The 26472-nt window shown below is 60.8% G+C and carries 25 protein-coding genes; 19 read left to right on the forward strand and 6 right to left on the reverse strand.

Annotation, left to right across the window (positions count from 1 at the left end):
- Position 1 precedes the first annotated feature (1 nt).
- The gene (locus AO065_RS16755) at positions 2–1141 is read left to right on the forward strand and encodes a serine hydrolase domain-containing protein (RefSeq protein WP_004881914.1); all 1140 of its coding nucleotides are present in this window, start codon (positions 2–4) and stop codon (positions 1139–1141) included.
- A gap of 63 nt (positions 1142–1204) precedes the next feature.
- Here the strand turns inward: AO065_RS16755 and ftrA are convergent, their stop codons facing one another.
- Complete coding sequence (gene ftrA / locus AO065_RS16760) at positions 1205–2158, reverse strand: transcriptional regulator FtrA (RefSeq protein ID WP_004881915.1); 954 nt, start codon at positions 2156–2158, stop codon at positions 1205–1207.
- Between the two features lie 132 nt (positions 2159–2290).
- Between ftrA and AO065_RS16765 the strand changes: the two genes are divergently transcribed.
- The 4 genes from AO065_RS16765 to treS all read left to right on the forward strand — a co-directional run bounded on the left by AO065_RS16765 (position 2291) and on the right by treS (position 6322).
- Positions 2291–2896 carry a DJ-1/PfpI family protein gene (locus tag AO065_RS16765; protein WP_004881916.1) on the forward strand — a complete coding sequence of 202 codons (606 nt, stop codon included), beginning with the start codon at positions 2291–2293 and terminating at the stop codon, positions 2894–2896.
- A 299-nt stretch (positions 2897–3195) separates the two neighbouring features.
- Positions 3196–3444 carry a helix-turn-helix domain-containing protein gene (locus AO065_RS16770; RefSeq protein WP_004881917.1) on the forward strand — a complete coding sequence of 83 codons (249 nt, stop codon included), beginning with the start codon at positions 3196–3198 and terminating at the stop codon, positions 3442–3444.
- Positions 3441–4061, forward strand: a complete 621-nt coding sequence (locus AO065_RS16775) for a LysR family transcriptional regulator substrate-binding protein (RefSeq protein WP_004881918.1) — start codon at positions 3441–3443, stop codon at positions 4059–4061. Before AO065_RS16770 ends, AO065_RS16775 begins: the two co-directional genes overlap by 4 nt.
- Before the next feature lie 194 nt (positions 4062–4255).
- Positions 4256–6322 (forward strand): maltose alpha-D-glucosyltransferase, encoded by a 2067-nt coding sequence (treS, locus tag AO065_RS16780; protein WP_004881919.1) that lies wholly within the window; start codon positions 4256–4258, stop codon positions 6320–6322.
- A gap of 531 nt (positions 6323–6853) precedes the next feature.
- Here treS and AO065_RS16785 read toward each other — a convergent pair.
- Positions 6854–8611, reverse strand: coding sequence for a sigma-54-dependent Fis family transcriptional regulator (locus AO065_RS16785; RefSeq protein ID WP_004882377.1), 1758 nt, complete (start codon positions 8609–8611; stop codon positions 6854–6856).
- Between the two features lie 278 nt (positions 8612–8889).
- Between AO065_RS16785 and AO065_RS16790 the strand changes: the two genes are divergently transcribed.
- The 3 genes from AO065_RS16790 to AO065_RS16800 all read left to right on the forward strand — a co-directional run bounded on the left by AO065_RS16790 (position 8890) and on the right by AO065_RS16800 (position 12230).
- On the forward strand, positions 8890–10371 hold the full coding sequence (locus AO065_RS16790) for a benzaldehyde dehydrogenase (RefSeq protein ID WP_004882376.1): 1482 nt from the start codon (positions 8890–8892) through the stop codon (positions 10369–10371).
- Positions 10372–10429: 58 nt separating this feature from the next.
- The gene (locus tag AO065_RS16795; RefSeq protein ID WP_004882375.1) at positions 10430–11197 is read left to right on the forward strand and encodes a coniferyl-alcohol dehydrogenase; all 768 of its coding nucleotides are present in this window, start codon (positions 10430–10432) and stop codon (positions 11195–11197) included.
- A gap of 85 nt (positions 11198–11282) precedes the next feature.
- Positions 11283–12230 carry a SphA family protein gene (locus AO065_RS16800; protein WP_004882374.1) on the forward strand — a complete coding sequence of 316 codons (948 nt, stop codon included), beginning with the start codon at positions 11283–11285 and terminating at the stop codon, positions 12228–12230.
- A gap of 65 nt (positions 12231–12295) precedes the next feature.
- Here the strand turns inward: AO065_RS16800 and AO065_RS16805 are convergent, their stop codons facing one another.
- Entirely contained in the window at positions 12296–12784 is a 489-nt protein-coding gene (locus AO065_RS16805; protein WP_004882373.1) for a MarR family winged helix-turn-helix transcriptional regulator, read from the reverse strand.
- A gap of 208 nt (positions 12785–12992) precedes the next feature.
- On the opposite strand from AO065_RS16805, the gene AO065_RS16810 reads away from it, so the two are divergent.
- The 5 genes from AO065_RS16810 to AO065_RS16830 all read left to right on the forward strand — a co-directional run bounded on the left by AO065_RS16810 (position 12993) and on the right by AO065_RS16830 (position 19147).
- On the forward strand, positions 12993–13823 hold the full coding sequence (locus AO065_RS16810) for a p-hydroxycinnamoyl CoA hydratase/lyase (protein ID WP_004882372.1): 831 nt from the start codon (positions 12993–12995) through the stop codon (positions 13821–13823).
- A 100-nt stretch (positions 13824–13923) separates the two neighbouring features.
- Entirely contained in the window at positions 13924–15372 is a 1449-nt protein-coding gene (locus AO065_RS16815) for an aldehyde dehydrogenase (RefSeq protein ID WP_004882371.1), read from the forward strand.
- A gap of 151 nt (positions 15373–15523) precedes the next feature.
- Positions 15524–17410, forward strand: coding sequence for a feruloyl-CoA synthase (locus tag AO065_RS16820; protein WP_004882370.1), 1887 nt, complete (start codon positions 15524–15526; stop codon positions 17408–17410).
- On the forward strand, positions 17407–18642 hold the full coding sequence (locus AO065_RS16825) for a thiolase family protein (RefSeq protein WP_004882369.1): 1236 nt from the start codon (positions 17407–17409) through the stop codon (positions 18640–18642). Before AO065_RS16820 ends, AO065_RS16825 begins: the two co-directional genes overlap by 4 nt.
- A 148-nt stretch (positions 18643–18790) precedes the next feature.
- Positions 18791–19147, forward strand: coding sequence for a hypothetical protein (locus AO065_RS16830; RefSeq protein ID WP_004882368.1), 357 nt, complete (start codon positions 18791–18793; stop codon positions 19145–19147).
- A 20-nt stretch (positions 19148–19167) separates the two neighbouring features.
- Here the strand turns inward: AO065_RS16830 and AO065_RS16835 are convergent, their stop codons facing one another.
- Positions 19168–19575, reverse strand: a complete 408-nt coding sequence (locus tag AO065_RS16835) for a RidA family protein (RefSeq protein ID WP_004882367.1) — start codon at positions 19573–19575, stop codon at positions 19168–19170.
- A 142-nt stretch (positions 19576–19717) separates the two neighbouring features.
- On the opposite strand from AO065_RS16835, the gene AO065_RS16840 reads away from it, so the two are divergent.
- Positions 19718–20635: a LysR family transcriptional regulator gene (locus AO065_RS16840; protein ID WP_004882366.1), complete on the forward strand. Its 918-nt coding sequence runs from the start codon at positions 19718–19720 to the stop codon at positions 20633–20635.
- On the opposite strand, the gene AO065_RS16845 is transcribed toward AO065_RS16840, so the two are convergent.
- Positions 20632–21549, reverse strand: coding sequence for a LysR family transcriptional regulator (locus AO065_RS16845; protein WP_004882365.1), 918 nt, complete (start codon positions 21547–21549; stop codon positions 20632–20634). The genes AO065_RS16840 and AO065_RS16845 overlap by 4 nt on opposite strands.
- Positions 21550–21678: 129 nt before the next feature.
- On the opposite strand from AO065_RS16845, the gene AO065_RS16850 reads away from it, so the two are divergent.
- The 3 genes from AO065_RS16850 to AO065_RS16860 all read left to right on the forward strand — a co-directional run bounded on the left by AO065_RS16850 (position 21679) and on the right by AO065_RS16860 (position 24395).
- Positions 21679–22437, forward strand: coding sequence for a 5-oxoprolinase subunit PxpA (locus AO065_RS16850; protein ID WP_004882364.1), 759 nt, complete (start codon positions 21679–21681; stop codon positions 22435–22437).
- 114 nt (positions 22438–22551) lie between these two features.
- Positions 22552–23424, forward strand: a complete 873-nt coding sequence (locus AO065_RS16855; RefSeq protein ID WP_004882363.1) for a 5-oxoprolinase subunit B family protein — start codon at positions 22552–22554, stop codon at positions 23422–23424.
- Positions 23421–24395, forward strand: a complete 975-nt coding sequence (locus AO065_RS16860) for a 5-oxoprolinase subunit C family protein (RefSeq protein WP_004882362.1) — start codon at positions 23421–23423, stop codon at positions 24393–24395. The genes AO065_RS16855 and AO065_RS16860 overlap by 4 nt, the downstream gene beginning before the upstream one ends.
- Before the next feature lie 65 nt (positions 24396–24460).
- On the opposite strand, the gene AO065_RS16865 is transcribed toward AO065_RS16860, so the two are convergent.
- Positions 24461–25033: a TetR/AcrR family transcriptional regulator gene (locus AO065_RS16865; RefSeq protein WP_004882361.1), complete on the reverse strand. Its 573-nt coding sequence runs from the start codon at positions 25031–25033 to the stop codon at positions 24461–24463.
- Positions 25034–25198: 165 nt separating this feature from the next.
- Here AO065_RS16865 and AO065_RS16870 point away from each other — a divergent pair, with 165 nt between their 5' ends.
- Both AO065_RS16870 and AO065_RS16875 read left to right on the forward strand, forming a co-directional pair.
- Entirely contained in the window at positions 25199–25987 is a 789-nt protein-coding gene (locus tag AO065_RS16870) for an SDR family NAD(P)-dependent oxidoreductase (protein WP_004882360.1), read from the forward strand.
- A gap of 62 nt (positions 25988–26049) precedes the next feature.
- Complete coding sequence (locus tag AO065_RS16875; RefSeq protein ID WP_004882359.1) at positions 26050–26433, forward strand: hypothetical protein; 384 nt, start codon at positions 26050–26052, stop codon at positions 26431–26433.
- The last annotated feature ends 39 nt before the right edge of the window (positions 26434–26472 follow it).

Consider the following 26472-nt stretch of genomic DNA (forward strand, 5'->3'; position numbering starts at 1 on the left):
CATGGTGCAGGTGGATGAGCCGGCGGTTCAGCGTCTGGCCGAGGTCTGGCAAGGCTGGGTCGATTCCGGGCAGATCGTAGGCGGTGTATTGCTGGTGGCGCAGGGCGGCGTGCTGCGCTACGTCAGCGCTCGGGGCTGGGCGGATCGGGAACGGCGGGTGACTGTGACTCGCGATACACGTTTTCGCCTGGCGTCGTTGACCAAACTGCTGACGTCGGTGACTGCGCTGCGGCTTTGCGAGCAAGGCGTCTTAGGTCTGGATGCGCCGGTGACGGACTGGTTGCCAGCGTTTCGGCCCCGTCTGAGCGATGGTCGGGAGCCGGTCATCACCCTGCGGCATCTGCTGTCGCACAGCTCCGGGCTTGGCTATGGCTTCGAACAGCTGCCAGGTAACACTTATGAGTTGGCGGGCGTGTCGGACGGGCTGGACCGTGTGGCGTTTGATCTGCAGGAAAACCTGAGTCGTCTGGCGAAGCTGCCGTTGCTGTTCGAACCCGGCACTGCCTGGGGGTATTCGCTGGCGACCGACGTGCTGGGTGCGGTAATCGAGCAAGGCACTGGTCGTGGGTTATCGCAGGTTATCGACGAGCAGGTCGCCCGGCCCCTGGGCATGGCGTCGACCTCGTTCAGGCAGGATCACGGTCGGCTGGCGCGTGCTTATAAAGACGGTGCTGGCGCTCCCGAGCGTATCGGTGATGGCGACGTGCTGGTTCTTGAAAGTGGAACGGCCAGGGTGTCGTCGGGCCGGGTCTACGATGCGCAGGCCTATGAATCAGGTGGAGCGGGCATGCTGGGGACCGCCGATGATTACCTGAAGCTGCTGGAATGCCTGCGTCTGGACGGCGCGCCTTTGTTGAATTCCGTAAGTACGGCGGCGTTGCTGAGTAACGCCATTGGCAAAGTGACACTCAAGGGCAGGGGCGCAGGCTGGACGTTCGGCCTGGGGCCGGTGATCCTCGCCGACCCGCTGGCCGCCGGGCAGCGACAGGGCGCTGGCACCTGGTCATGGTGCGGCGTGTATGGCAGTCATTACTGGGTCGATCCGGTGTCGGAGATCAGTCTGGTTGTGCTGACCAATACCGCCGTGGCGGGCGCCTGGGGCAGGTTTGCGGATGCGTTGGTTGAGGCGGTTTATTCATGAATGGAAGCTGATCCTGTCCCCGCGGAGCACTCAGCGTTATACACAAGTCCGCCTCGACCCTGATCAAACCCGCGCAAACTGTTTGCGGTAGCTGCTCGGGCTGACACCCACCAGATTACGGAAGTGCCGCCGGAACGACTCTTCGGAGCCGAAGCCGGTTCGGTCCACCACCTCGTTCAGCCGCAACTTCGATGATTCCAGCAGCTCCTTTGCATACGCCACGCGCTCGCCCAGCAACCAGTCATAGGGTGTAAGCCCCGTACTTTCCATGAAGCTGCGGTGCAAGGTGCGGGTACTGACTGCGGCGCGTGAGGCCATTTCCTTGATGGTGTGCGGCCGGTTCAGGTCGCTGCGGATCCAGTCCATCAGATTGGAAATCGGCCCGTCGCTGGCCGACACCAGCTGCCGCGAGGCGTATTGCGACTGTCCGCCTTCGCGATGGGGCGGGATCACCATGCGTTGCGCCACCATATTGGCCACACGCGAGCCATGATCGTTGCGCACCAGATGCAGCATCATGTCCAGTCCGGCCGCGGATCCTGCCGCCGTAACGATGCTGCCCTGATCGACATACAGCTCGTTGGGCTGAATGGTCAGCCCCGGATACATGGTGGCCAGCAGGTCGGTGTAACGCCAGTGAGTGGTGACCTTGTGACCGTCGAGCAACCCTGCAGCCGCCAGCACGAACGCCCCGGTGCAGATCGAGCAGATACGCGCACCACGGGCGTGGGCGGCCTGAAGCTGTTCGATGAGGCGCTGTGGCACCTTTGACTCAACACCGCGCCAGCCGGGCACGATGATGGTATCGGCGTTTTCCAACAGCACATCGCCAGGCGTTGGCACGATAGTAATGCCTCCGGCGGCCGTGATCGGCCCGTCATCGACCGGGAACGTCGCAAATTCATACCAGGTGACGCCCAGCTCGGGTCGTTTGAGGGCGAATACCTCGACCGTGCAGCCAAATTCGAAGGTGCAGAGCTGGTTATAGATCAAGGCGACAACGAGATGATTTTTCATGGCGCGATGTTACCGGATATTGGCATTTCGGACAGTGGTTCGTGCCGATGCTACTGGGTAATCTGAAGCCTGTCACTCAGGTGAATCCTTAACCCTGCATGTGGTCCGGCAACCGGACCCAGGAGCCATTTCGTGTCCCTCAATATCGGTATCTACGTGTACGACGACGTCGAAGTTCTCGACTTCGCGGGCCCCTACGAAGTGTTCACCACCGCCACTCGAATGCATGCGCGCAACAGTCGTGATGACAAGCCGCTGTTCAATGTCTTCACCATCGGCCGCAGCACTGCCTCTGTGCGTGCGCGGGCCGGTCTGAAGGTCGATCCGGACTTCTCGATCAATGATCACCCGGCCATGGACTGCCTGATCGTTCCGGGTGGCGTCGTCAACGCCGAGCTGGAAAAACCGGACGTCATTCGCTGGATCAGCGATCAGTCGGAACCGGGGCGCGTCGTTGCGGCGGTCTGCACCGGCGCATTCATGCTTGCCAAGACCGGCAAGCTGGCGGGCAAGCAGGTCACCACCCATTGGGAAGACATTGCCGATCTCAAGGAAATGTTCCCGTCGGTGGATGTTCTCAGCACCTTGCGCTGGGTGGACGAAGGTTCGTTCGTGACGTCGGCGGGCATTTCCGCCGGCATTGACATGAGTCTGCATCTGGTTGAACGTCTGCACAGCCGCGAATTGGCTGAGCGCACTGCACTGCAACTGGACTTCGACTGGACCGAGAACGACTGAATCGCGTCCATTGCCCATCGCGATCTGTACCGCTTTGCGGACCCATCGGACCCGATATTCCGGGTGAATGACAGACTTTCTGCCTTGTCTGGGATCCTGCTGCCAAGTCGTGCGCGCTGACGCATCCGAGCAGGATCCTTTCCAGAAAATCCAGCGGTTGCATGCACCCCCGACTGACCGACCCCTTTGTGCTGCCGATAAGCGCACAAAGGGGCATGTCATCGGGGGTTGGTGTATTTCCGACTTATCCGTCAGCGCCAGGTCGCGCCTACCATCGCTTTATCCAGAGTGCAGGACAGATGAAAACCCATTTCTTCAAAATCGTTCAAACCGTTGCCCAGCACGGTTCGTTCTCCGAAGCTGCGGCCATTCTGGGGTGCAGCCAGTCGAACATCAGCTACGCCATCAAGGAAGTCGAAGATTTCTTCGAGAAACGCCTGTTCATCCGCAGTCGCTCTGGTTGCACACTGACGCCCGATGGCAGGGTGATCTCGCAGACCCTGAGCAGCATCATGGCAACGCTTGAACAACTAAAAAAAATGGGGTGAGCGGCAGTGTAACGATCCACTATTACACGCACATTCAAGAGACCAGCCTTGGCAATTCGCTGGATTTTCTCGCCCGGCATTACCCTGACATCCACCTCAATGTGCTGCATGGCAGCGATCAGAATCCATCACTGGAGCCATTGCTAAAGGAAACGGCCGATATTCTGATTCTCCCCAGTACCGTCCTGGGGGAACACTACGTCGAGCATCATCACTGGTCCGACCACTACGTTTTGGTGACCGCCAAGGGCAAGCCCTCGCAGACCCGTACCTTCACCGAACTGTCGCAGACTTCACGCTATGTTGCCTGGCGGCATCCTGGTGTGGACCGATTGCATCAGCAACTGGCGTCCGCGCAGGTCAGGCTCAGCCATCGTGGTGAACTCAGTTGTCTGGAAACCCTGCTGGACCTGATCGCCCGGCAGCACTGCATCTCCATTTTGCCCAGCGCCTTGCTCAACGGACACTTGCGGGAAGTGGAGCAGGTACCGTTGCCGGGAACGATCATGCGCCACATCAGTGTGGTGGCCCGTCCGACTTCTTTGTTGTCGAACGCTGCTCATGCGGTGATCCAGGCTTTAAAGAAGCCGCGGGTGCTGGCGGTTCAGCGGTATTGAGCAGACCCCGGGTGTGGGAAATACAGTTCTTCGGCAACTGACGGCGTGTGTCACGGGGTGCAGGCATTGTCTTGTGAAAGCTACAGCCTGATGCAACGAATTGTCCCCACAGGGCTCATACCCATAGGTAATACATTCGGGACGCTTGTTCGCAAGCGTCCAACGCCGCCGATTCGAGAGGAAGACTGGACGCTATGACGATACCGGACAAGCAGTATGTGGACTGGCTGGTCGAGCAATCGATGCTGAACGCTGCCAGACAGCGCGCCAAGACCTACTCGGGCCAGGGAAGACTCTGGCAACGGCCGTTCGCACAGGCCCGTCCAAGGGACGCATCCGCCATTTCTTCGGTCTGGTTCACCGCGTATCCCGCATCGATCGTCACCCGTGAGGGCTGCTCGGTGCTTGAGGCGCTGGGTGATGAAACGCTGTGGCACGCCTTGTCGGAAATCGGCATCCAGGGCATTCACAACGGCCCGCTCAAGCTGTCCGGCGGTTTGCAGGGGCGTACCCGCACGCCCAGCATTGACGGCAATTTCGACCGCATCAGCTTCACTATCGATCCTGAACTGGGCACTGATGCTCAACTGCTCAGCCTGACGCGCATTGCTGCGGCGCATAACGCTGTGATCATCGATGACGTCATTCCGTCGCACACCGGCAAGGGCGCCGACTTCAGGCTGGCCGAGCTTGCGTATGAGGACTATCCCGGCCTTTATCACATGGTCGAGATCCGCGAAGAAGACTGGCAGCTCTTGCCTGATGTCCCGGCGGGCCGCGATGCGGTCAATCTGACGCCCGAGGTGGTCGACCAACTGCGCGACAAGCATTACATCGTGGGTCAGCTGCAACGGGTGATTTTCTTCGAGCCCGGCGTCAAGGAAACCGACTGGAGCGCCACTGATGTGGTGCAAGGCGTCGATGGCAAGGCACGGCGCTGGGTGTATCTGCACTACTTCAAGGAAGGTCAGCCTTCCCTGAACTGGCTGGACCCCAGCTTCGCCGCGCAGCAGATGATCATTGGTGATGCACTGCATGCCATCGACGTCTCTGGCGCACGCGTACTGCGGCTGGATGCCAACGGATTCCTGGGTGTCGAGCGTCGCGCTGAAGGCGCGGCGTGGTCGGAAGGGCACCCGTTGTCGATCACCGGCAACCAGTTGCTGGCCGGCGCGATCCGCAAGGCCGGTGGTTTCAGCTTTCAGGAGCTGAACCTTACGCTGGACGACATTGCCTCCATGGGCAATGGCGGTGCTGACCTGTCCTATGACTTCATCACCCGTCCGGCTTATCAGCACGCGTTGTTGACCGGCACGACCGAGTTCCTGCGGCTGATGCTGCGCCAGGTTCATGCGTTCGGCATCGATCCGGCGTCATTGATCCACGCGCTGCAGAACCACGATGAACTGACACTGGAACTGGTGCACTTCTGGACGCTGCATGCCCACGACACCTATCACTATCAGGGCCAGACCTTTCCCGGCAACATCCTGCGCGAGCACATCCGCGAAGAGATGTACGAGCGGCTGACCGGCGAGCATGCGCCCTATAATCTGAAGTTCGTCACCAACGGCGTGTCCTGCACCACGGCGAGCATCATTACCGCCGCACTGGGCATTCGTGACCTGAGCACGATCACTGACGCGGATATCCAGCAGATTCAGCACATTCACTTGCTGCTGGTGATGTATAACGCGATGCAGCCTGGCGTGTTCGCGCTGTCCGGCTGGGATCTGGTCGGTGCGCTGACCTTGCCGGCCGAGCAGGTCCAGCACTTGATGCAGGACGGTGACACCCGCTGGATCCACCGTGGCGCGTACGATCTGGCCGATCTGGATCCGGAAGCGGAGCTGTCGGAAGGCGGCATGCCGCGTGCGCAGTCGCTGTACGGCAGTCTGGTCAGCCAGCTCAAGCGTCCTGACTCGTTCGCTTCGCAGCTCAAGAAGATTCTGGCGGTGCGCCGTGCCTACGACATCGCTGCCAGCCGCCAGATTCTGATTCCTGATGTGCAGCATCCGGGTCTGCTGGTCATGGTGCATGAACTGCCAGCAGGCAAGGGCACTCAGATCACCGCGCTCAACTTCAGCGCCGAGACCATCGTCGAAACGCTGCACCTGCCCGACATTGCACCAGGGCCTGTGGTGGACATCATCAACGAGCGTGTGGAAGGCGACCTGACCGAGCAGGGTGAGTTCACCATCACGCTGGATGCTTACGAAGGTCTGGCACTGCGGGTCGTAAGCACCTTGCCGATGATCTGAGCATCGGGGTCATGATGCAGTCTGTGCCATCTGTGACGCGGAGCGTCACGGGCGGCATGCATACCCCGTGGGAGGCGGCTTGCCGGCGATGGCGTCCGTTCAATCACTGATAGATCGCTTCAGAAAAAGCATCGCCGGCAAGCCGCCTCTTATCAAACAACCTGTAAACCACTGAATGAAATCGATTTTGTGGGAGGCGGCTTGCCGGCGATGCAGACGACGCGGTATGTCAGGAAAATCGCGTCATCGTTCATCGCCGGCAAGCCGCCTCCCACGGTCCGTGGTCGCAGCAAGACGCGGGTATAACGCTGAGCACAAGCATGGGCATGATCGGGGTGCTTGAGATCACGCTGATCGTTCCTACGCTCCGCGTGGGAATGCCGCTCAGGACGCTCCGCGTTCGCTCTCGAATGTGGCGCAGATGTGTGCCCAAGCTCCAGCGTTATCCACGTCATGCGTTCGGCTCACTGAATCCGCAGTCTGTGCCATTTGTGACGCGGAGCGTCACGGGCGGCATGCCCACGCGCGCGCTCAGCCGTTCTGATGCTTCTTCATTCTGTAGGCAAACTGCGCACGGCTGAGCCCCAACAGCCGTGACGCGGCTGCCAGATTCCCCTGACTCTTGGCCATCGCTTCACTGATGAGGCGATGCTCGAGGTCGTCGATGGAAAACCCCTCAGGCTGGCCCAGCGTGTCCAGGAGTGTGGATGCAGGTTCCGCATCGGGCTTTGAGCCCAGCGAAAGTCCTCCCTCGTGGTTCAGCGAATACGATTCGACAGGCATCGGTTCATTGCGAAAGATATGGATCAGGTCGATGGGCTGGCCATCTTCGCTGGCGATCAGGCCGCGTTCGATCAGGTTCTGCAGTTCGCGAACATTGCCCGGAAAGTCGTAGCGCAACAGGGTTTTCAAGGCCCGCATGGTCAATCCGGCCTGTGTGCGACCGTATTCATGGCAGAACCGTCCGAGAAACGCATTGATGAGCAAAGGCACATCATCCCGGCGTTCACGCAGCGGGGGCAGGGCGATGGGGTAGACGTTCAGACGATAGAACAGGTCTTCGCGGAAATCGCCATGCGCCACGGCCTGGCGTAAATCGATGTTGGTTGCCGCGACGACCCGCACATTGACCTTGATGCCGCTGGAGCCACCGACCCGCTCGATTTCCCGTTCCTGAAGGGCGCGTAACAGCTTGCTCTGGCCCGCGAGGCTCAGGCAGGTGATCTCATCGAGAAACAGAGTCCCGCCATTGGCGCGCTCGAAGCGACCGGGGCGCGAATGGGTGGCGCCGGTGTAGGCGCCGCGCTCGACACCGAACAGCTCGGATTCAATCAGGTTGTCCGGGATCGCCGCGCAATTGAGCGCCACGAAAGGCCCGTCCCGATGGCGACTGAGCTGATGCAACTGGCGAGCGAACATTTCTTTGCCCACACCTGACTCGCCACTAAACAATACGGTAGCGGGGGTCATGGCAACACGTTGCAGTGCCTGGCTGGCGGCATTGAACGCGGCACTTGCGCCAATCAACGGATGTTCGGTACCTGTAGAGGGCGCTTCGCTCCAGGGCGCTGCAGAAGGTGCCGCTGGGTTGTGTGGCGCGCTGGAGGAGACAACGCTCAGGTAGCCAAGGTCGCGCTCGACATCGCCCCATTGCTCGGCGGTCTTGCCGATCACCCGGCAGCAGTTGTGGCCCATGCCGCGGCATTCCACCTCACGGAATATCACAATCTGCCCGAATAGCCCGCTGACGAAACCGGTGGCATAACCGATTTCGGTCCAGCACACCGGATCCTGGCTGATGCCGTGGGACGCAAGATGTTCGTCGGCTTCACAGGAGTGGTGCCAGAGGAATTCGCCTTCGTAGAACCCCGACTTCGCATCGAACTTGAAATGCAGCGGCTCGACCTTGGCCATGCCCTCAAGGGTGTGTAAATGTGTGCCGGCACGGAAAACCGCAGTGGCATCGGCATGCGGCCAGCGCTCTCTGATCAGTCTGGCATCCCGTGCGCCGGAGAGATAACCGGCGCGGGTAAACATGCCACGCGCCTGCTCCAGACCCAGGCGTTCGATGATTTCCCGACGCAAGGTGCCGAATGACGAGCTGTGCAGCAGAAGCATGCGCTGGTCGTTGAGCCAGATGCGGCCGTCGTCAGGGGAAAAGAACAGGCATCCGGTCAATTCCTCCGACGTGGGGGACTGACCGGGGTTCGACCCGGCGCTGTCGCCTTGCGGCGCAAAACGCTCGGCGGCGAAATCCTGATCGGAAAGATGGCGAAGAGGGTTAGTCATTGTTATGCCCCAGGCCTTGAGTGATCGAAATGATGAAGCGCTCATATAGTTATAAAGCATAACTTAATCAAATGAACAAGCCCGATCGAACGTCCACTCGTTCGGATGTGATGCTCGACATATCAAAACAGGGCGCAAGCGTTGGATCCAGAGCGGTCGCGCACAAATATGACCACATGATGGCAAAACCGGCACAGCGTTTGCTGAGGACTCAGCACGGCGCAAGCGACCGTTCTTCGGGGCGCGGCGATTACAAACATAAAAGCCGGAGTTTCACCATGTCAGTGTCTGAGCCTGTGTCTTTGCTGCAACCCGCAATCGCATCCAACTGTATCTTCAACGGTGGCTGGGTACCGTCATCGGCGCCGTTGCGTCCGGTGATCGAGCCCGCCACCGGTGAATTGCTGATGAACACCGCCATGGCGGATGCCGCCGATATCGCGGTCGCCTGTCGTGAGGCGGCACTGGCCCAGCCCGCCTGGGCCGCGATGGGACCTCGCGAGAAAGCGGAAATATTTTTGCTGGCCGCCGACCAGGCTGTCCGCTCCTTCGATGAGTTGTCGTTGTATGTGGCGCGCGAAACCGGCGGCAGCCTGCACAAGGGTGAGCACGAGGTGCGTGAGGCCATCGTATTGCTGCGCCAGGCGGCAGGGATGTTGTCTCAGGCTCATGGGCACGGCTTGATGCTGCCCGGCGCGGCGGGACGATTGTCGTACGCGCGACGTGTACCGCATGGCGTGATCGGGATGATTTCACCGTTCAACTTTCCACTGGTCCTGTCGTTGCGCACGGTTGCGCCTGCACTGGCCGCGGGGAACGCGGTGGTGCTCAAGCCGGATCCGCAGACACCGGTCAGCGGCGGTTTCCTGATTGCCCGCCTGTTCGAACAGGCCGGTCTGCCCAAGGGCCTGCTGCATGTGTTGCCAGGCGCTGCGGATGCGGGCGAGGCCCTGTGCCGCGACCCCAACGTGCAAATGATCACCTTCACGGGCTCCACTGCTGCGGGCCGCAAGGTCGGTGAGACGGCGGGGCGCAACCTCAAGAAGGTCTCGCTGGAACTGGGCGGCAAGAACCCGCTGATCATTCTGGAAGATGCCGATCTGGACCTGGCGGCTGGCAACGCGGCGTTTGGCGCATGGCTGCATCAGGGCCAGATCTGCATGGCGACCGGGTTGATTCTGGTCCACGAATCCATTGCAGCCGCGTTTACGCGCAAGCTCGCGGATAAGGCGCGAGCCTTGACCGTGGGCAACGCCGCGCGCGGGGAGGCCGCACTGGGGCCGCTGATCAATGCGCGCCAGGTGCAGCATGTGCATGGGCTGGTCAGCGAGAGCATAGAGGGGGGCGCGCAGTTGGAAACCGGCGGCGAATACGATGGCCTGTTTTATCGTCCGACCGTGCTCAGCCATGTAAAACCGGGTATGCGGGTCTTCGAAGAAGAAGTTTTCGGGCCTGTGGCGGTTGTCGTGTCATTCTCCACGGATGAAGAGGCGATCGAGCTGGCCAACCGCAGCGAGTACGGCCTGGCGGCGGCGGTGATCTCGCCGTCAGTGGGCCGGGCGATGGCTATCGGTGATCGCCTCAAGTGCGGCTTGTTGCATATCAATGATCAGACCGTGGCGGACGAATGCATCAACTCCTTTGGCGGGCGCGGTTCATCAGGCAACGGTAGCAGCGTCGGCAGCCCATCCGACGGGGACGAGTACAGCCAATGGCAATGGGTCACGGTCAAGAATCAGCCGCCGGCTTACCCGTTCTGAAGGCTGTCGACAGTTTGAGAAGCACAGGCTCCACCCACAATAACAAGAGCGCACGACTATGAACCTGAACAACAAAACCCTGATTGTGACTGGCGTGTCTTCCGGTATCGGTGCCGAAGTGGCGAGGCTGGCACGCTTCCAGGGGGCCAGAGTGATCGGCGTTGACCGCCACGAACCGCAACTGACCCTGGACAGCTTTTTTCAGGCCGATCTCGGCGACCCCGCCAGTATCGATGCGCTGATCGAAAAACTACCCGCCCAGGTCGACGCGCTGTGCAACATCGCAGGTGTGCCGGGCACCGCGCCTGCCGAGGTCGTGGCCAAGGTCAATTATCTGGGGCTGCGCCATCTGACTCAGGGCTTGCTGCCGCGCATTGCGCCAGGCGGCAGCATCGTGAATGTCGCCTCGGTTCTCGGCGCGCAATGGCCGGACCGTCTGGAACTGCACAAGGCAATGGCCAGGACCGAAACCTACGCAGAGGGCCAGGCGTGGCTGGCAGCCAACCCGGTGGCCCAGGAGACCTGCTATCAGTACTTCAAGGAAGCGCTGATCGTCTGGACGTTCCAGCAGTCACAGGCCTGGTTCAGAGATCAGTCGGTCCGCATCAACTGCGTGGCGCCGGGGCCGGTGTTTACGCCGATTCTGGGAGACTTCGTCACCATGCTGGGTGAAGAGCGCATCGCCAGAGATGGCGCGCGCATGAAGCGTCCGGCCCAGGCCGATGAGGTCGCCGAAGTAATCGCATTCCTGTGCTCCGACGCGTCGCGCTGGATCAACGGGGTCAACCTGCCGGTGGATGGAGGGTTGGCGGCGACTTACGTGTGAAGGGATTCGGTTGATGTAAACCCCGGTCCTGCGTTCGCGGGATCGGGGCCTTGAAAACAACAATAAGAACCAAAGGAATTACAAGATGCAGAAGTCTATCTTGCGTACCGTCGTGGCCGCCTCATTGGTCGCCTTGTCTTCAACCGCTCACGCTTATGACTTGCCCGGTCTCAATCTGGGCAACACCAGCTTTTATGATGGTTCTCCCGCGCCGGACGGGCCGGGCTGGTATCTGGAGGAGTACGCCAACTTCGCCAAGGCCGACCGTTTCAATGACGTCAATGGCAACAAGTTGCAGTTACCCAAGCAGGAAGTTGAAGTACTGGCGCTGACCACCCAACTCATCTACGTCGCACCCCCTCTGGCCAATGGCGCGATGCCCGGCATTACGGCGATCAACACGTCGTTGGCGCACGTTGACGTCGATGACGGTCTGGGCAACTCGGCCCTCAGCTCCAGAGCCGGGTTTGGTGATTTGATCATCGGCCCGTTTCTGCAATTGCCGACGATTTCAAATGCCGATGGCAGTCCGCTGCTGACCCAGCGGGTCGAGGCTGACATTGCGATTCCGGTTGGCGCTTACGACCGCAATCGATCAATCAACCCCGGTAGCAACTTCTGGTCGTTCAACCCTTACTACGCCGCGACTTACTGGTTCTCGCCAAAATGGTCGGCCAGCGGCCGCTTCATGTACCTGTGGAACGGCAAGAACGACGACCCCCAGGCTGGCTTCGGCAACGCCTCCGACACCCAGGCCGGACAGGCCCTGCACGCCAATCTGACCCTGCAGTACGCCGTCAGCGAGCAACTTTCCGTGGGCCTCAATGGCTACTGGCTCAAGCAGTTCACCGACACTCAGGTAGACGGGCACGACGTGAGTGGCCGCAAGGAAAAGGTCTGGGCCATCGGGCCTGGGTTTCTTTACGCGTTCAGCAAGCAGAACGTGCTGACGGTCAACAGCTACTTCGAGCAGGGTGCCGAGAACCGTACGGAAGGGAACAAGGTCGTGCTCAATTTTCTGCACGAATTGTAAACGCCGTCGCGAGCAGGTTTTCCAATCAAACATGCCGCCAGCGACAGGCGCTGGCGTGCCTGGCCTCAGGCTTGGTAGACCTTTTTCAACAGTCGCAGCAATTCTTCGCGCTCCTGACTGTTCAAGGCCGACGTGGAATCCAGATCGCTTTGCGCAGCGATCTGTTTCAGTTCCTTGAGCAGCGTTTCGCCGGTCTTGCTGAGGAAGATCCCGTACGACCGCTTGTCCGGTTTGCAGCGCAGACGGACCGCCAATGCGCGGCTTTCCAGCTTGTTCAGCAGCGGCACGACCTGCGGTGGCTCGATGGCCAGCGCCTTGGCCAGGTCGGCCTGCATCAGGCCCGGATTCTTGTCGATGATCGCCAGCGCAGAAAATTGCGCGGGTCGCAGGTCGTGACTCGACAAACGTGCGATGAGGTTCTGGAAAAGTTTGAGCTGTGCCCGGCGCATGGCGTAACCGATCAGGTCGTCCAGTGCGGAGTCCATAGGCAACGACGCCTCGGTAACCTGTGCCGCGGTTGGGCAGAGGGTGGCGATGTCGGATGGCTTGGCCATTGAAAATCCAGTCCTTTTGGGTGATGAGCAATGTTTTCGGCAGTGTGCCGGTGTTCGCGGGCGAAGGCCATGGGCATTCGCAGTTGTGACCAGCATATCCGAATGGAGTGCGGTAAATGTTAATTAAGGTTAATAACAGTTAATTGACATAACTAATTTTCCGGTTTAGGTTTGATTCATCTTCCAATCAAAACAAGAGAGCACCACGATGAGCACGTACGAAGGCCGCTGGACCACCGTCAAGGTCGAAATCGAGCAGGGCATTGCCTGGGTCATCCTCAACCGCCCGGAAAAACGCAACGCCATGAGCCCTACGCTGAACCGGGAGATGATCGATGTGCTGGAAACGCTCGAACAGGATCCTGAGGCCGGCGTACTGGTCTTGACCGGTGCCGGTGATGCCTGGACCGCCGGGATGGACCTCAAGGAGTATTTCCGTGAAGTGGACGCCGGTCCGGAAATCCTTCAGGAGAAGATTCGTCGCGAAGCGTCCCAGTGGCAGTGGAAACTGCTGCGCATGTACGCCAAGCCGACCATCGCCATGGTCAACGGCTGGTGCTTCGGGGGTGGTTTCAGTCCGCTGGTGGCATGCGACCTGGCGATCTGTGCCGATGAGGCCACCTTCGGTCTTTCGGAAATCAACTGGGGCATTCCGCCGGGCAATCTGGTCAGCAAAGCCATGGCCGATACCGTGGGCCATCGTCAGTCGCTTTACTACATCATGACCGGCAAGACCTTCGATGGCCGCAAGGCTGCCGAGATGGGCCTGGTCAACGAAAGCGTGCCGCTCGCGCAACTGCGTCAGGTGACCATCGATCTGGCGCTCAATCTGCTGGAGAAGAATCCGGTCGTGCTGCGCGCCGCCAAACATGGCTTCAAGCGTTGCCGCGAACTCACCTGGGAGCAGAACGAGGATTACCTGTACGCCAAACTCGATCAATCGCGTCTGCTGGACAAGGAAGGCGGTCGCGAGCAGGGCATGAAACAGTTCCTCGACGACAAGAGCATCAAGCCGGGCCTGCAGGCCTACAAGCGCTGACACGAATCCGGCATGGCCCGCTATGCCGGATGACCTGTTGAAGCTAACGTGATCAAACGCTGCACTGTATTCCCGATAAATAGAATAAAGAGGAATCACCATGCTGGACGTGCCCCTGCTGATCGGCGGCCAGTCGTGCCCCGCCCGCGACGGACGTACTTTCGATCGTCGCAATCCCGTGACGGGCGAAGTGGTTTCGCGCGTCGCCGCAGCCACCCTTGAAGACGCAGATGCCGCGGTCGCCGCTGCTCAGGCTGCGTTTCCGGCCTGGTCAGCAATGGCGCCAGGTGAGCGTCGTGCCCGCCTGATGCAGGCGGCCGAGCAATTGCAGGCGCGCAGCGCCGAATTCATTGCTGCAGCGGGCGAGACCGGTGCGATGGCCAACTGGTATGGCTTCAATGTCCATCTGGCGGCCAACATGCTGCGTGAAGCCGCGTCGATGACGACCCAGATCAATGGCGAGATCATTCCTTCCAATGTGCCCGGCAACTTTGCCATGGCGTTGCGGCAGCCGTGTGGCGTGGTGCTGGGCATTGCACCGTGGAACGCGCCGGTGATTCTGGCCACACGCGCCATCGCCATGCCGCTGGCCTGCGGCAATACCGTGGTGCTCAAGGCCTCCGAACTGAGCCCGGCCGTGCATCGCCTGATCGGTCAGGTGCTGCAGGACGCGGGACTGGGCGACGGGGTGATCAATGTAATCAGTAACGCACCGGCCGATGCGCCCGCCATCGTTGAGCGGCTGATCGCCAACCCAGCGGTGCGTCGGGTCAATTTCACCGGTTCCACTCATGTGGGACGCATCGTCGGCGAGCTTTCGGCCCGCCACCTGAAACCGGCCTTGCTGGAACTGGGCGGCAAGGCACCCTTTCTGGTGCTGGACGATGCCGATCTGGACGCTGCCGTAGAGGCCGCTGCATTTGGTGCCTACTTCAATCAGGGCCAGATCTGCATGTCCACCGAACGCCTGATCGTAGACCGCAAAGTAGCCGATGCCTTTGTCTCGAAACTGGCGGCCAAGATCGAAACGCTGCGGGCAGGTCCTCCGGACGACAGTACGTCTGTGCTGGGTTCACTGGTCGATGTCGGCGCGGGAACGCGTATCAAGGCGTTGATCGACGACGCCGTAAGCCAGGGCGCAAAACTGATTGCTGGCGGACAGCTCAAGGGCAGCATCCTGCAGCCCACCTTGCTGGACGATGTCACCGACAGCATGCGTTTGTATCGCGAAGAGTCCTTCGGGCCGGTTGCGGTGCTGATTCGTGGGGAAGGGGACGAGGAGCTGCTGCGCCTGGCCAACGACTCGGAATTTGGCCTGTCGGCGGCGATTTTCAGTCGCGACACCACTCGCGCTCTGGCACTGGCGCAGCGGGTCGAGTCGGGCATTTGCCATATCAACGGTCCCACTGTTCAGGACGAGGCGCAGATGCCGTTTGGTGGGGTCAAGTCCAGTGGTTATGGCAGTTTCGGCGGCAAGGCATCGATCGAGCACTTCACTCAGTTGCGTTGGGTGACGTTGCAAAACGGGCCGCGGCACTACCCGATCTGAACCGTTTATGTCGGTGCGTGCACCTTGATAAGGGGTGTCAGTGCTGACCAGTCAGGCACAACAATAACAAGGCCGCAGCCAGCCGCTGCCACGCTCGCCACGAACCGCCATGTGCCGTTCGGTGTGCGCGTGCCTTGACGGAGAGACGCTCGTGAGTTCCGAACCAAGATCCTCAACGCTGCACACCGAAGTCAACCCGCCACGCTACCGTCAGGTGAGCATTGGCCATCCTGCCGTTGAAGTGCGCGAAGAGCGGGGCGTCCTGCATATGCGCTCGCTTGAACCGCTGGCCGAGTTGCCCAGGCGCTTGCTTGACCGGTTGGTGCATTGGGCCGATGTGCGTCCACAACAGACCTTCGTCGCCGCCCGCGATAGCCTGGGTGGCTGGCGCACGGTCAGCTATGCCGAGATGCTGGACAGCGTGCGCGCCATTGCCCAGAGCCTGCTTAAATATGGGCTGTCGGCCGAAAAGCCGCTGGCGCTGCTGTCGGGTAACGACATCGAACACCTGCAAATCGCCCTGGGAGCGATGTACGCAGGCATTCCCTACTGCCCGGTGTCGCCTGCCTACTCGGTGCTGTCCCAGGATTACGCCAAGTTGCGCCACGTTTGCGGCGTGTTGCGGCCGGGTCTGGTATTCGTCAGCGATGCAGCGCCTTTCCAGCGTGCCATCGACGCGGTGATTCCCGCCGATACGCCAGTCATCACCGTGCGTGGTCAGCTCGCCGGGCGATCCCATATCCGATTCGACAGCCTGCTGGTACAACCCGGCGGCGCCGAAGCCGAGGCTGCATTCGACGCCACCGGGCCGGACAGCATCGCCAAGTTTCTGTTCACCTCAGGCTCCACCAAGCTGCCCAAGGCCGTGGTCACGACCCAGCGCATGCTCTGCGCCAACCAGCAAATGCTGCTGCAGACCTTTCCGGTGTTTGGCAAAGAACCTCCGGTGCTGGTGGACTGGCTGCCGTGGAATCATACCTTTGGTGGCAGCCATAACGTCGGCATCGTGCTCTACAACGGCGGCACCTTCTATCTGGACAACGGCAAACCCACGGTTCAGGGCTTCGCTGAAACCCTGCGCAACCTCAAGGAAATTTCGCCGACTGCCTACCTGACCGTACCCAAGGGCTGGGAGGAACTGGTCAACGCGCTGGAGCAGGACGCCGAGCTGCGCGACCGATTTTTCTCGCGTATGAAACTGTTCTTCTTCGCCGCCGCCGGATTGTCGCAAAGCATCTGGGACCGGCTCGACCGGGTTGCGGAGCTGCATTGCGGCGAGCGCATCCGCATGATGGCCGGGCTGGGCATGACCGAGGCCGCGCCGTCCTGCACTTTCACTACGGGGCCGCTGTCCATGGCCGGTTACATCGGCCTGCCAGCGCCGGGTTGCGAAGTGCGGCTGGTGCCGGTGGACGGCAAGCTGGAGGGTCGCTTTCGTGGGCCGCACATCATGCCGGGCTACTGGCGCTCGCCGCAGCAGACCGCCGAGGTGTTCGACGAAGACGGCTTTTACTGCTCCGGTGACGCGATAAAACTCGCCGACCCGACAGCGCCAGAGTTGGGCCTGATGTTCGATGGCCGTCTGGCGGAGGATTTCAAATTGTCGTCCGGGGTGTTTGTCAGCGTCGGCCCGATGCGCAACCGCGCGGTACTCGATGGCTCGCCCTATGTGCAGGATGTGGTCATCGCCGCGCCAGATCGGGAATGCCTGGGCGCGCTGGTGTTCCCGAGGCTGCACGACTGTCGCCAACTGTCGGGGCTGAGTGCCGATGCCAGTGATGCCGAGGTCCTGACCAGCGCACCGGTTCGCCAGTGGTTCTCTGACTGGCTGGCTCGCTTGAACCGTGATGCCACCGGCAACGCCAGTCGTCTTGAATGGATCAGCCTGCTGGTCGAGCCCGCATCGATTGACCGTGGAGAAATCACCGACAAGGGCTCGATCAACCAGCGTGCCGTGCTGCAGTGGCGTGCAGCGATCGTCGATGCGCTGTATCGCGGCGAAGAACCCGACGTGCTGCGTGCCGGCCCTTTGAAATGAACGGGCAGTATTCGGCCTTCAGCGACGTGGCGATCATCGAGTCGGTGCGCACGCCGTGGATCGATCTAGGCGGCGCGCTGGCGCAGGTGTCGCCGATCGATCTGGGCATAAAGGTCGGCCGTGAGGTCCCGGCTCGGGCCGCTATCAAGGCGGAGCGGGTCGATACCGTGCTGGCCGGATCAATGGCGCAGGCCAGTTTTGACGCCTACCTGCTGCCCAGACACATCGGTCTGTACAGCGGCGTGGCGCAGAGCGTTCCGGCACTGGGCGTGCAGCGCATCTGTGCGACCGGTTTCGAACTGTTGCGTCAGGCTGCTGTGCACGTCGGTGCAGGCGGACAGCTCGCGCTGTGTGTCGCAGCTGAATCCATGTCGCGCAATCCGATTGCCGCCTACACCCATCGCGACGGATTTCACCTGGGCGCTGGTGTTCAGTTCAAGGATTTTCTCTGGGAAGCGCTGTACGACCCGGCGCCGGGCATGGACATGATCGCCACCGCCGACCACCTTGCACGGCGCCACGGTCTCACTCGTGAGCAAGTGGATGGCTACGCGCTCTTGAGCCATGAGCGAGCGCTTCAGGCTCAGGTCAGCGGCAGGTTTGGCACAGAGATCGTGGCCGTCACGTCCGAGCAGTTCGTGCTGGACGGTTATCAGCCCAGAGCCATCGAGTTGCCGCGCGGCGTGGACAGCGTGTCGCAAGACAGCCACCCGCGCGCTACTGATATGGCGGCGCTGTCGAGGCTGCGCTCCATCCATGCCGACGGTGTACAGACCGCAGGCAACAGTTGCGCCGTGGTCGACGGCGCAGCGGCAGCGCTGGTGGGCAGGGCGTCGGAAACGGACGGTCCGGTTCTGGCGCATCTGCTGGCCAGTGCCGTGGTGGGCGTGCCTCCCGAATTCATGGGCATCGGCCCGGCCCCGGCCATTCAGTTGCTGTTGCAGCGCAGCGGCTTGAGGCTCGCCGATATCGGGCGCCTGGAAATCAACGAAGCGCAAGCCGCTCAGGTGCTCGCCGTTGCCCAGACGCTGGAGCTCGATAGGGATCGCTTGAATGTTCACGGCGGATCGCTTGGCCTTGGGCATCCATTGGCGGCAACCGGGCTGCGGCTGGTCATGACGTTGGCTCGCCAGTTGCGCGACGCCAATCTGCGATACGGCATTGCCGTTGCCTGCGTCGGCGGCGGGCAGGGGATGGCGTTGTTGATCGAGAATCCTGCGTTTGAGGGCTAGTGTTTCCACGACCCATAGAACCTGCTCAAACAACCCGGCCATGGCCTGCAGGCCCCGGTTTCTATGGCGCTTATCATACCTTTATATAGCTTGACCAAACGCTGGCGAAGCGCGAATCTCGCAGGCTCAGACAACACGGATTGCATCCATGCGTACCCTCGCCGAACTCTCTTTCGATTTTATCTGGCATTTGATGTTCACGGATGAGGATCAGCTCGAGCAGGATCTGGCGGTCCGCATGCTTGAAAATACGTGTGATCATCTGATGAAGATGTCGGATGAAGAGAGAAGGGCGTTTATCACTGTAGCGATCGAACGTCGCGCCATCTGGCTGGCAAACGCAAACGCTCGTTCGTCCAGGCAGCGCGTTGCTGACGAACAGAAGCAGTTTCTCGATGATGTGATATCCGGTCAGTTCTTCAGTCAGTTCGAAGAGCCGACGGTCCCCGACGACCATGACCGTGTCGTGCCTATCCGCAGTTATCGAAAAGGCGGCCAGCGCTAGTCTGGCCGCTGCTCACTCGATCAGTTCACTCTGCCATCAGGCAGCTTTGCAACCACCTTGATCTCGAATTCAAAGCCATAAAGCCAGGTCACGCCAACGGCGGTGACGGTCGGATAGGGTGCCTGCCCCCAGTACTGCGGCACGACTGTGTTCCAGATGTGCTCGAATTTCTTCTCCGGATCGACGATGAACAAGGTGACGTCCTGTACATCGCTGAATGTGCATCCGGCCGCCTCCAGCACGGCATTCAGGTTGCGAAACGCGAGTTGCACCTGCTTGTCCGGATCGGGTTCCGGCGAGCCGTCCTCGCGACTGCCGACCTGACCGGAAACAAACAGAAGACCATTGGCGCGCACTGCTGGCGAATAGCGGTTGCGTTCATAAAGGGCCTGGCGGCCTGTCGGGAATACCACGTCACGCTGTGTCATGAGCTTTCTCCATCCAAAGGTCGCAGTGACCTGTCATTCAAGATGGATCGACTTTAGGCGCTTGCGCTGGACGGATAAACGCGCAACTGTAGTCATCACTGTTTGGTAATCCCAAACAATCAGGCATAAACACGGGGCGAGAATGGATCGGTTCGATGCGATGCAGGCGTTTGCGCGAGTGGTGGAGACTGGCAGCTTCACCAAGGCCGCCGGCACGTTGCACATGAGCAAGACCAGCGTGACGCAACTGGTGCAACAGCTTGAGGCCCGTCTGCGGGTCAAGCTGCTCAATCGCACCACGCGCAAGGTCAACGTCACGGCGGATGGCGCTGCGTATTACGAGCGTGTGATACAGCTGCTGGCAGACATGGACGATGCCGAGACCAGCCTGTCCAGTGCTGCGGCATTGCCTCGGGGCCGACTCCGCGTGGACGTCCCCAGCCCCTTCGCCAGCCTGCTGCTGATGCCGGCATTGCCTGCCTTTCACGCGCGCTATCCCGACATCCAGATCGACCTGGGTGCCAGTGACCGGGTCGTCGATCTGGTTCGAGAGAACGTGGACTGTGTGCTGCGTGGCGGAGAGATCACTGATCAGTCGCTGATTGCACGACGGGTCGGGGATCTGCGGCTGGGCATTTACGCGACGCCCGGCTATCTGCAGCGCATGGGAACGCCGGACCATCCGAAGGACCTCGAGAACTCGCATCACCGGATTGTCGGTTATCTGTGGGCACGCACCGGCAAGGCGCTGCCTTACGCCATGCATCGTGGTGAGGAAAGCGTGCATGTCCACGGTCGTTACGTATTGGCGGTGGACGACGGCAATGCCTATCTGGCTGCCGGGCTGGCAGGAATGGGTGTCATCTGGCTTCCCGACTACATGGTCCGGCCTCATCTTGGCAGTGGTGATCTGGTGCCGCTGTTCGAAGACTGGCGTATGGACTCGATGCCGATGTACGTAGCGTTTCCGCCGAACCGGCATGTCAGCGCCAAAGTCCGGGCCTTCATCGATTGGGTTGCGGAACTGATGGCCGAGCATGCGCCTGTCAATGCGCGTTAACGGCGCGCCGACAGCTGTTGCGGGGCCAGAAAGGCGTCGTGAAAGTACTGACGAAACGCCTGCATCGCCGGACTGAACGCGCGCTCGCGATGCCAGGCGAGGCCCACGCTCATGGGCGTAACCTTGTCTGTCACCGTGATGGTTTCGATGCGCTTGCCTTCCAGCGACCAGGGCCGATGCACCAGATCCGACAGGATGGCCACGCCGCTGCCGTTGGCGACCATGCTGCGTACCGCCTCGACCGAACTGGTGCGCACCCGCACGCTGGGTTTCTGGCGGGCCATCTCCCAGTAGCGCATGGCACTCTGCTCCGCTTCGTCGACGGTGAGCAGGATATATGGCTCTTTGGCCACATCCGCGAGGCTCACCACATCACGCTGGCACAACGGATGATGGCTGGGCAGCCACAGGCGACGCTCGGAATTGAACAGTGTTTCGGAAACGATATCCGGGTGAGTGATGTTCTCGGTGAGCACCACCGCCATGTCGAAACAGCCCTCCAGCAAACCCTGTTCGATGGCCTGACGTTCCTGCTCATGGACCTGAATGGATACGTCCGGATGCCAGTGTTCCAGCCGTTGCAGGTGGTGGGGCAGGAAATAGCCGATCACGGTGTAACTCGCGGCCAGGCGCAGCAGCCCGCTGGCGCGCACGTCAGGCAACGGGCTGTTCAAGGCATCGTCGACGCTGCGCAGGATCACATAGGCGCGGTTGAGAAAATGCCGCCCGGCGTCGGTCAGCGTCATGCCTTGTGCCGAACGCTGGAACAGCAGACTTCCGAGAATGTGCTCCAGCTCCTTGATTGCTGTGGTCACCGCTGACTGGGAGATGTTCAGGTGAATGGCCGCCTGGGATATCTGGCCGATCTCTGCAGTGGCGACAAAATAGCGAATCTGGCGAAGGGTGAGGGACATCGTCTTTCCTTCAGGCAGGCCATCTGATTTATAGATAAAGGGTTATCTGTTAATAGATCTACCCAAGGGGTCGGGAGAAATCTAACGTTGTCTGCGTCAGATCGCAATTTCATGTCAGGAGGGTGCGACATGCGGACAGTCGATTTCAATTCGGACATGGGTGAAAGCTTCGGTGCCTGGACCATCGGTGATGGCGTGGACACCGAACTCATGAAATTCATCAGCTCAGCCAATGTGGCCACCGGCTTTCATGCGGGCGACCCCGGCACCATGCGTCGTACGGTCGAGCAGGCCAAGCGTCTTGGAGTTGCCGTCGGGGCGCATCCGGGGTTTCACGATCTGGTCGGGTTCGGCCGTCGTCATATTCAGGCTCCGGCGCAGGAACTGGTGGACGACATGCTCTACCAATTGGGCGCCTTGAGAGAGATCGCGCGCGCCCAGGGCGTAACGCTGCAACATTTCAAACCCCACGGTGCGCTTTACATGCACCTGGCCCGTGACGAGGAAGCGGCCCGTTTGCTGGTCGAAAACCTGCAGCGCGTAGAGCCTGCGTTGTTGCTTTACTGCATGCCAGGCTCGGTCATCTGCAGAGTCGCGCAGGAACTGGGGCAGCCGGTCATCCGTGAGTTCTACGCCGACCGCGCTTACGATCTCAGCGGCTCGATTGTCTTTACCCGTAACGTGCAGGCTTACGATCCGGCGAAAGTGGCGGCGCGGGTGCTGCGTGCCTGTCAGGAAGGCGTGGTGCAGACCGTCGAGGAAGAGGATCTGGCCATCGAGTTCGACTCCATCTGCCTGCACAGCGACACGCCAGGTGCGCTGGATCTGGCCGAAGCGACACGCAGGGCGCTGGACAATGCCGGTATTCTGGTGAAAGCGCCCCGATAACCCTGCAAGGACACCGGCACACAGATGCCGGGTCCCGTTACCGTTTGCCTGCCGTTCTCCAACCCATCCAAGAGGAACAGACATGGCCGACTATCAATCCAGCGGAGGGCGGGCATGAACGATCCGATTCGCTACAGTTTCGGTGCCGACGAACACCTGTTTGCCGAGGTCAGCGAAAGCATGTCGCTGGAAGCCTTCTTCAAGGGCATGGCGGTGACCCGTGCTGTGGAGCGCCTGCAACTCGATGGCGTGCTGGACGTGTGTCTGGCCAATGCTTCATTCCAGATCCGCTTTGATCCGGACCGGATTACGCCCCATGCTTTGCTCGATGCCGTCAGAACCGCAGAGGCAGGTGCGGTCGCAGAGCGCACGCTGCAGACCCGCATCATCGAGATTCCGGTGCTTTATAACGATCCCTGGACCCACGAGACCCTGATGCGCTTTCGCGACCGTCATCAGGACCCGAGCGGCACGGACCTGGAGTATGCCGCACGGATCAACAATCTGGCCGACGTCGACGCCTTCATTGCGGCTCACAGCGGCGCGCCGTGGTTCGTGTCGATGGTGGGCTTCGTGGCCGGGCTGCCGTTCATGTTTCAGATGGTCGAGCGCGAGCGTCAGTTGCAGGTTCCCAAATACCTGCGTCCGCGCACCGACACGCCGAAACTGACCCTCGGTCATGGCGGCTGCTTTGGCTGTATCTACTCGGTGCGCGGAGCAGGCGGCTACCAGATGTTCGGCGTCACGCCAGCCCCGATCTACGACCCGCAGCAACAATTGGCGTATCTGAAAGAGCACATGGTGTTTTTCAGGCCCGGCGATATCGTTCAGTTCAAACCCATCGATCGTGAGGCTTACGACCTTGCTGTTGCCGAAGTGGGCGCAGGTCGATTCGATCTGCGCATCCGTCCGGTCGAGTTCTCTCTCGATAGCTTTCTCGCCGACCCGGCCGGTTATCCGGCTTCGCTGCAGGAGGTGCTGGCATGATCAAGGTACTTAAACCGGGATTGGCGACTTCAGTTCAGGATCTGGGCCGCGAAGGGTATTACCACCTGGGCATTCCGCCTTCCGGCGCACTGGACCAATATGCGCTCAGCGCAGCCAACCAATTGGTCGGCAATCCGCCGGGCGCTGCGGGTCTGGAATGCACGCTGGTAGGGCCTGAACTGGAATTTCAGTCCGACGCATTGGTCGCGGTGTGCGGCGCGCACATGACGCCTCGCCTGGATGGGGTCGATATGCACCATGACACGGCATTCGCAGTGAAAGCGGGGCAGGTACTGCGTTTCGATTTTCCCAAGGATGGCGCTCGCGCTTATGTGGCGGTGGCAGGCGGTATCGATGTGCCGGTGGTGCTGGGCAGTCGTTCGACCTACACGCTGGGCGCGTTGGGCGGTTTTGAAGGGCGACGTCTGGCTGCTGACGATCAGTTGGCAATCGGTGTACCCAGTGGCAAAGGCCGGGCGGGAGCCAGTCTGCCGATGGCCTTGCGTCAGTCGCTGGGCGGTGAGGTGTATCTGCGCGTGGTGCCGGGGCTGTACTACGAGCGGCTGACGGAGTATGCGGCGACCAGCTTTTTTTCCGAATCCTGGACGGTGGGTTCCGAGGCAGACCGCATCGGCTATCGCTTCAAAGGCGGCAAGGCGCTGACCTTCCAGCCACGCGAGCAACCGTTTGGCGCTGGCTCCGATCCCTCCAACATTGTCGACAGTTGTTATCCGATCGGTTCGATTCAGGTGCCGGCCGGGCTGGAACCCATCGTGCTGCATCGCGACGCGGTGTCCGGCGGCGGCTACGCAATGATCGGCACGGTGATCAGCGCCGACCTCGACCTGATCGGGCAGATGCAGCCCAATCAGAAGGCGCGTTTCGTGGCCGTCACCCTTGAAGACGCCTTGCAGGCTCGCAAGTCGTACAAAAAGAAGCTGGCGTGCCTGAGCCGGTTATTTGAATCCTGACGCGTCGGGTGTTCCGGGCGGCCGGTTTAGTATCGCCGGCCTTGCCCAGCTGAAGCAGGAACGTCTCAAGACAATTTTTCGGCCTGAACGAGCATCGTTGCCCGGCAGGCTTCGAGTATTTCGTCTGCCAGTTTCGAATCGTTCGGCACGGCGCGTGACAACATGATCGCGCCCACCGCATGGGCCAGCATGTCCAGCAGCGCTGCCCGTGATGCCTTGGGGTCCGCTTCCTGCGCCGCCGCATCAGGCGCCATGTTTTTCAGCAACTGTTCAATGCCGTTGGCGAAGGCGTTTTTGACGTCGTCGGACTGGCGCGATGCATCGCCGCCGAGAGCGGCCATTGTGCAGCCGGTCGCAACGTCATCGCGATGTTCCCGGCTCAGGTAGTACTCAAGGAAGCGGGCAGGGCTGACGTCCGCCGACTGCTCCACGATTTTCGACATGCTGCAGGCAGCCGCTTCAGCCATCAGGTCGGACTTTGACCCGAAGTGCTTGTAGAACCCGCCATGGGTGAAGCCTGCAGCGGCCATCAGGTCTGCCACTCCCACTCCGTCATACCCGTGCTCGCGAAACTGCACCGATGCCGTTTCGACAATGTGCGCGCGGTTCGCTTGCGCCTGCGCTTTGGTGACCCTCATGAGATGCCTCTGTGTGTATGCGATCCAATATGCACGCACTATAGCATTGATGTTAACCGTCATTAAAGTTGTTGACGAATAAGATGCCGATCATCATCATTGTGGCAAGTCCAGGCGACCATCGCTTGGGCACCTCAATGATTCTTTCTGCAAGAGAGCACGCCCATGACCGCACTTCCTTCTGTTCTCATCACTGGCGCATCCACCGGCATCGGCGCTGTGTACGCCGATCGTTTCGCAGGCCGCGGTCACGATCTGGTGCTGGTCGCCCGTGACAAGGCGCGCATGGACATTCTCGCGGCCCGTCTGCGTGAAGAACACGGCGTCGCCGTCGATGTGCTGCAGGCTGACCTGACCCGCAACGACGACGTGGCCGCCGTCGAGACACGTCTGCGCGATGACGCCCGCATCGGCGTGCTCATCAATAACGCTGGTGTTGCCCAAAGCGGTGGCTTTCTGGATCAGACGTCCGCCAGCATCGATCAACTGGTCACCCTCAACATCACGGCACTGACCCGGCTGGCCAACGCCATCGCGCCACGGCTGGTGCAGGCGGGAGAGGGCGCTATCGTCAACATCGCCTCCGTCGTCGGTCTTGCACCGGAGTTCGGCATGTCGATCTATGGCGCGACCAAGGCGTTCGTTGTGTTCCTGTCCCAGGGCATGAGCCTGGAACTGGCGGAGAAGGGTGTCTACGTGCAGGCCGTGCTGCCCGCCGCCACCCGTACCGAGATCTGGGAGCGCGCCGGTATCGACATCAACACGCTGCCGGACATCATGGAAGTGCACGACCTAGTGGATGCGGCGCTGGTCGGCTTTGACCGCCGTGAACCGATCACCATCCCGCCGCTGCGTGACGATGCCCGCTGGGATGCACTGCAGACTGCGCGTCAGGCTCTGCTCGGCGAAATTCGCCAGGCCGAGGTCGCGCAGCGTTATCAGACCGCTTCCTGATGCCTTGCGCCGGGAAGACCGCGCATTCCATTTGCCAGTCATCACCACATGAGTAAACAGCCATGAAGTTTCGTCATCTCGCTGCCATGAGCGCCATTGTGTTCTGGGCGCTTGCCGTTGCCTGGATGTTGATGCCTGCGCAGATGCTGGCGAATTGGGGAGTCGGTTTTTCCAGCGAGGCCGGGCTGGTGAGCCGTCGTGCAGCCGCTTTGTACCTGGGCCTGGGCGTGATGCTCTTTCTGGCCAGAAACGCTGCGCCTTCTGTGGCCCGTTCGGCGTTGGTCACAGGTTTTGTCACGGCCTGCCTGACCCTCGCCGCACTTGGTGTATTCGAACTGCTATCGGGGTATGCGAATCCGGGAATTCTGGCGGCGGTGGCGATCGAAGTGCTGTTTTCGATGGGCTTCCTGTTCGTCCAGCGCCGTGAAAGACACCTCGCGCAATAAGCAGCCGAGCCATTTGTATTCAAAGAGAATTGAACACCC

Source organism: Pseudomonas viridiflava (genome assembly GCF_001642795.1).
GTDB classification, from domain to species: domain Bacteria; phylum Pseudomonadota; class Gammaproteobacteria; order Pseudomonadales; family Pseudomonadaceae; genus Aquipseudomonas; species Aquipseudomonas viridiflava.